The 5,324-nt window shown below is 62.6% G+C and carries 7 protein-coding genes and 1 pseudogene; 1 reads left to right on the forward strand and 7 read right to left on the reverse strand.

The window, feature by feature from the left end:
* The 7 genes and pseudogenes from VZ95_RS17650 to VZ95_RS17680 form a co-directional block, all read right to left on the reverse strand.
* The coding region (locus VZ95_RS17650; protein WP_045777030.1) for a NifU family protein at nucleotides 1-427 on the reverse strand (427 nt) is incomplete at its 3' end.
* Nucleotides 428-527: 100 nt separating this feature from the next.
* A complete protein-coding gene (gene cysK / locus VZ95_RS17655) occupies nucleotides 528-1,484 on the reverse strand; it encodes a cysteine synthase A (protein ID WP_045777031.1) in 957 nt (318 codons plus the stop codon).
* A 68-nt stretch (nucleotides 1,485-1,552) separates the two neighbouring features.
* Entirely contained in the window at nucleotides 1,553-2,002 is a 450-nt protein-coding gene (locus tag VZ95_RS17660) for an RrF2 family transcriptional regulator (protein ID WP_045777036.1), read from the reverse strand.
* A gap of 11 nt (nucleotides 2,003-2,013) precedes the next feature.
* Nucleotides 2,014-2,481 carry a dUTP diphosphatase gene (gene dut / locus VZ95_RS17665; RefSeq protein ID WP_045777032.1) on the reverse strand — a complete coding sequence of 156 codons (468 nt, stop codon included), beginning with the start codon at nucleotides 2,479-2,481 and terminating at the stop codon, nucleotides 2,014-2,016.
* Nucleotides 2,481-3,698 (reverse strand): annotated as a pseudogene (coaBC, locus tag VZ95_RS17670) (bifunctional phosphopantothenoylcysteine decarboxylase/phosphopantothenate--cysteine ligase CoaBC). Before coaBC ends, dut begins: the two are co-directional and overlap by 1 nt.
* Nucleotides 3,699-3,824: 126 nt before the next feature.
* Nucleotides 3,825-4,169 (reverse strand): ribbon-helix-helix domain-containing protein, encoded by a 345-nt coding sequence (locus tag VZ95_RS17675; RefSeq protein ID WP_045777033.1) that lies wholly within the window; start codon nucleotides 4,167-4,169, stop codon nucleotides 3,825-3,827.
* 62 nt (nucleotides 4,170-4,231) lie between these two features.
* Nucleotides 4,232-4,813, reverse strand: a complete 582-nt coding sequence (locus VZ95_RS17680; protein ID WP_045777034.1) for a DJ-1/PfpI family protein — start codon at nucleotides 4,811-4,813, stop codon at nucleotides 4,232-4,234.
* Between the two features lie 217 nt (nucleotides 4,814-5,030).
* On the opposite strand from VZ95_RS17680, the gene VZ95_RS17685 reads away from it, so the two are divergent.
* Nucleotides 5,031-5,324, forward strand: a 294-nt coding sequence (locus VZ95_RS17685; RefSeq protein WP_156995379.1) for a GDP-mannose 4,6-dehydratase, incomplete at its 3' end; no start/stop codon positions are given.

Here is a 5,324-nt window from a genome sequence, read left to right on the forward strand (position 1 = left end):
CGAAACCCCGGAACACGATATCGCCGCCATCCTGCGCCACGGCAGGGCGCACGCGCGCGTCGAGTAATTCCTTGATCTGATGCACGATGGGGGCGTCTTCTTCGGCAAACTCTTCGTCTTCGGCTTGCTCGGCATCATCAAGATCGTGCAGCACCGGCGCGCCGGACAGGAAATGATCCATGATCGCCGCCATCACGATGGATTTCAGCACCGACCATTCTTCGTCGCCCGATTTGGTGACGGTGACGAAATCATCGCCCAAATACACACCAACAACGCCCGGCAGCGTAAACAAACGCTCGGCCAAGGGCGAGGAGGTTGCTTCAGCGGCGGAGACGAAATCCACACTGCCGCGCCCCAAGACCGGACGCCCCGGCAGGAACTTCAAAGTTGCGGGATTGGGCGTGGCTTCGGTCTGAATGAACATGGCTGGTCCCTCGGGTGAGCGCGCCGGGTGTCCGGCGGGATATGGGACTAATTTGGTCCTACTCCCGCCGAAAGGCAAGCCCCTCTGGTTAACAGTGATCTTATTCCAGCCCGTCGAACAACGCGGTCGAGAGGTAGCGCTCGGCGAAGGACGGGATGATGACCAGAATACGCTTGCCCTTATTCTCGGGCCGGGCACCCAGTTCCAAGGCCGCTGCCAGCGCCGCGCCCGAGGAAATACCGACCGGCAGGCCTTCGATGCGGGCGACATCGCGCGCCGTGCGGAAGGCGGTGTCGTTGCCGATACGGATCACCTCGTCGATGATCTTCGTATCGAGAATGCCGGGCACGAAGCCCGCGCCGATGCCTTGAATTTTATGGGGGCCGGGCTGGCCACCGGACAGCACGGGGCTATCTTCCGGCTCGACCGCGACGATCTTCACGTTCGGCAGCTTGGCTTTCAGCACGGAGCCCAGGCCGGTAATCGTGCCGCCAGTGCCAACGCCGCTGACGATGAAATCAACCTTGCCCTCGGTATCGGCCAGAATTTCTTCCGCCGTGGTATGGCGATGCACTTCAGGGTTGGCCGGGTTTTCGAACTGTTGCAGCATCACCGCGTTCGGATCATTCGCCACAATCTCATTCGCCTGGGCAATCGCGCCCTTCATGCCCTGCGCCGCTGGCGTAAGCCGCAGTTCCGCGCCGAGCAAGCGCAGCATCTTGCGCCGCTCCACCGACATGGATTCGGGCATGGTCAGGATCAGCTTATAGCCCTTGGCCGCCGCGACGAAGGCCAGCGCGATGCCGGTATTGCCGGAAGTCGGCTCCACCAGGGTCGCGCCCGGCTTCAAGCGCCCATCGCGCTCGGCGGCTTCCACCATCGCAAGGCCGATGCGGTCTTTCACCGAGGCGAGCGGATTGAAGAACTCCAGCTTTGCCAGAATCTCCGCCTCGACCTTCCGGTCCGCCGCGAGCTTCGAGACGCGGACAATCGGCGTCGCGCCGATGGTATCGAGAATGCTGTCGTAAATGCGATTGCGGAACGGGCTGGCGGACATAGAGGGTCTCCCCGAGAGATTTATCAAATTACGATGTTATTTGATTATATAACATCGCCTGACAAATGTTAAATGGTGAAATCGACAATCGCCGCTGCGTGGGCGGGGATTCCGGCGGCGCGGGAGCGCTCGCACAGGTCTTCCAGCGTGATCGATTCGAGCCGCGCCATCACTTCGGCGGTAAGCTCAATCCACAGCGGCTGCACAACGCGCGTACCGAGATCGGACGTGCTGGCTTCCGGCCCTTCATTCTCCTCCTCGCCGGTGACGAGGCGGATGATTTCGCCCAAGGTGATGCGCCGCCGCTCGCGCGCCAGCCGGTAGCCGCCGCGCGGCCCGCGCACGCCCGCCAGAATCCCAGCGCGGGTGAGCTGCTGCAAAATCGGCTCCAGCGAGCGCTTCGGAATGCCTTGCCGGGTGGTGATATCACCCGATTGCACGGTGGTGCCCCCGGCGTGATAGGCGATATCCAGCACGGCTTCGATGGCGAGCAGGGTTTTGCGCGGCAGACCGAGCATCATCGTGTCCTTTAAGCGGAAGGGGTTGCAGCAAGGCCCGTGGAGCCGAAGCCGCCCGCGCCGCGCGCGGTTTCGTCCAAGCTCGCAACCGGGGTCAGCGCCGCGCGAGTGACGGGCGCGAGCAGGAACTGGGCGATGCGCATGCCCCGCTCCACAACAAATGGCTGATCGCCGTGATTGATGAGGATCACCTGAACCTCACCGCGATAATCGGCGTCGATGGTGCCCGGCGCATTCAACACGGTGACGCCGTTCTTTGCGGCAAGGCCCGAACGCGGGCGCACCTGGCCTTCAAACCCCGCCGGAATGGCGAAGGCAAGCCCGGTCGGCACGAGCGCGCGTTTGCCCGGCGCGAGCGTGATCGGCTCGGCAATAGCGGCGAGCAGATCGAAGGCCGCTGCCCCTTCCGTGGCATAGGCGGGCAAGGGCAAATCGGCCCCGTGGGGCAGACGCAGCACGGGCAATTGGGTTGAGGTCATCAAGCGTCTCTCAAAGTCGAAAAATAGGTGGCGACCGTCTGCGTCAGGCGATAGGCCGCCTCGGTTTTGGTCGCATGCGGCCAGGTCTCGATGCCGCCTGCGGTCACGAGGTTCAGGCTGGTGTAATCGCCGCCGAAGGTGCCCGTGGCGGGGCTTACGTCATTCGCGAGAATCCAGTCGCAGCCCTTGCGCAGGCGCTTGGCAACGGCGTGTTCCAGCACTTTTTCGGTTTCGGCGGCAAAGCCCACCACCAGCGCCGGGCGCTGGGCGTGGTGGGCCACGGTTTTCAGAATATCCGGGTTCTCGGTGAGCTGAAGCGCGGGCGGCGCATCACCGCTTTTCTTCAGCTTCTGCTCGGCGGCCGACGCAATGCGCCAGTCGGCCACCGCCGCCGCGCCGACGAAAAGATCGGCGGGCAGCGCCGCTTCCACCGCGTCCAGCATCTGCTGCGCGCTTTCGACGGGCTTGAGAAGCACCCCGGCGGGCGTCGGCTCCTGGGTCGGGCCGGAGACGAGGGTGACGCGCATCCCCGCCGCCGCCAGCGCCCCCGCAATCGCATGGCCCTGCTTGCCCGACGAGCGGTTGGCGATATAGCGCACCGGATCGATGGCTCATGGGTGGGACCGGAGGTGACAATCGCATGCTTGCCGACCAAGGACTGCAGGGGCGTATGGGCAAGAAACGCCGCTTCCAGCGCCGCCAGCAACTCGGGCACTTCCACCAGCCGCCCGGAGCCGACCTCGCCGCAGGCCAAATCCCCCGCCGCTGGACCAATTACAGTAACGCCGCGTGATTTAAGCGTGGCGAGATTCGCTTGGGTCGCCGCGTGCTGCCACATGAAGAGATTCATCGACGGCGCAATCAGCACCGGCTTGTCGGTGGCCAGCAGCGCCGTGGTCGCCAGATCGTCGGCAATCCCGGCGGCCATTTTGGCCATCAGATTGGCGGTTGCGGGGGCGACCAACACCAAATCGGCCTCGCGGCTCAGGCGGATGTGCCCCATCTCGCTCTCGTCGGTCAGCGAGAAAAAGTTCTTGATAGACCTTATTTTCGGACAGAGCCGCCACCGACAAGGGGGTAACGAACTGCGCCCCGGCCTCGGTCAGCACGCAGCGCACATCGACGCCGCGATCGCGCAGACGGCGAATCAGCTCCAACACCTTATAGGCGGCAATTCCCCCGCCGATGATGAGTAGTAGCCTTTTTCCCGACAGCATCTGTTTGACCAATTAAAGGACAAGATGGATCTGGAAAATGAGATAGTTTGGCTAAGAGCGCAAGGGGAATCCACTCAGGGCACAAAGCGCCCTTCCCATCAACCATCCGCGAGCAAATTACAGAGACTATGCAGAAACGTGATGATCCAGGCTACGGTTGGCAGAAAGCCCGCGCAGCGGCAAGCGCCGGTCAGTGGAAATCGAGCCGTTCAGTTGCAGGCTGAGATACCGCGCGCAGCAAACCCGCAGGAAGGACGTGAAATTCCCCACCTCCTCCCTGCTTTCGGTGAGTTCATCGTAAAGGCGCGTGATGAGTTGCGCGATGGTCAGCCGGTCGCGCGCAGCGATTTCTTCCAGGACGGACCAGAAGAGTTTTTCCAGGCGCAGGCTGGTAGAAACCCCGCCGAGACGCAAGGACCGGGCTTCGGCCTCCCACAGGGCCGGATCGGCATTCACGAAAATCTCGCACATCGGGCGATCCCTCCCGCCGGGGTTGGCCCCTGGGCTACGATTGTGCCAGGGGCCGGACCAGCTTAGCCGTGCTGGACGGTCACGCCAAGGACAGTGAGGAACTGGGCGATCCAGGCCGGATGCGCGGGCCAGGCTGGCGCCGTGACCAACAGCCCATCCGTGACCGCGCCGTCGATAGCGATATCGGCATAGGTGCCGCCCGCAAGTTCGACTTCGGGGCGGCAAGCGGGGTAGGCTGAGCAGGTCTTGCCCGTCAACACCCCAGCAGCCGCCAAAAGCTGCGGGCCGTGGCAAATGGCGGCAATCGGCTTGCCCGCCGCCACAAAGCCTTGCACGAGCGCGATCACCGCCGCATCAAGCCGCAGATATTCCGGCGCGCGCCCGCCCGGAATGACCAGCGCGTCGAAATCTTCAACCTTCGTCGCCGCAAAATCGGCATTCAGCGCAAAATTATGGCCGCGCTTTTCGGAATAGGTCTGCGCCCCCTCGAAATCGTGAATCGCGGTCGCAACGCTATCGCCCGGCTTTTTACCGGGGCAGACCGCCTTCACCGTGAGCCCAACGGCGGCCAGCGCCTGAAACGGTACCATCACTTCGTAATCTTCGACGTAATCGCCGACGATAAACAGAATCCGCTTTGCCATCACATTTTCTCCCGAACGATCTTTATTGAGATGAGGCCGATTGTTTCGGCTCATTTCAGCCTAGGCCGATCCTCCCGCAGGCGGGTGGTACAGGCATAACACACGCCTCCCCTGCACAGGCTTACGGGCGGGTTACCGAAAATTCAGTGGCGCACCCTGCCGGGTTGCGGCACTACTCCTTCTCTCGATAGTCGTTTTGAGCGTGGGGTTTCCGGTGATGATGTCTGCCAAACGTATTCTTATCAGCGGCGGGGCGGGGTTCCTCGGTTCGCACCTGTGCGAGCGGCTGCTGAACGAAGGCCATGACATTCTGTGCGTGGATAATTATTTCACCGGCAGCAAGGCCAATATCGCCCATCTGCTCGATCATCCGCGCTTCGAAGTGATGCGCCACGATGTGACCTTCCCGCTCTATGTGGAAGTGGACGAGATTTATAACCTCGCCTGCCCGGCATCGCCGATCCATTATCAGTTCGATCCGGTGCAGACGACGAAAACCTCGGTCCACGGC

This window comes from Elstera litoralis, from assembly GCF_000963705.1.
Classification (GTDB): domain Bacteria; phylum Pseudomonadota; class Alphaproteobacteria; order Elsterales; family Elsteraceae; genus Elstera; species Elstera litoralis.

Coding starts and splice junctions, on each gene's coding strand:
- dut (WP_045777032.1), bottom strand. CDS start 2,481: ATGACCTCAACCCAATTGCCCGTGCTGCGTCTGCCCCACGGGGCCGAT.
- VZ95_RS17660 (WP_045777036.1), bottom strand. CDS start 2,002: ATGCTCGGTCTGCCGCGCAAAACCCTGCTCGCCATCGAAGCCGTGCTG.
- cysK (WP_045777031.1), bottom strand. CDS start 1,484: ATGTCCGCCAGCCCGTTCCGCAATCGCATTTACGACAGCATTCTCGAT.
- VZ95_RS17675 (WP_045777033.1), bottom strand. CDS start 4,169: ATGTGCGAGATTTTCGTGAATGCCGATCCGGCCCTGTGGGAGGCCGAA.
- VZ95_RS17680 (WP_045777034.1), bottom strand. CDS start 4,813: ATGGCAAAGCGGATTCTGTTTATCGTCGGCGATTACGTCGAAGATTAC.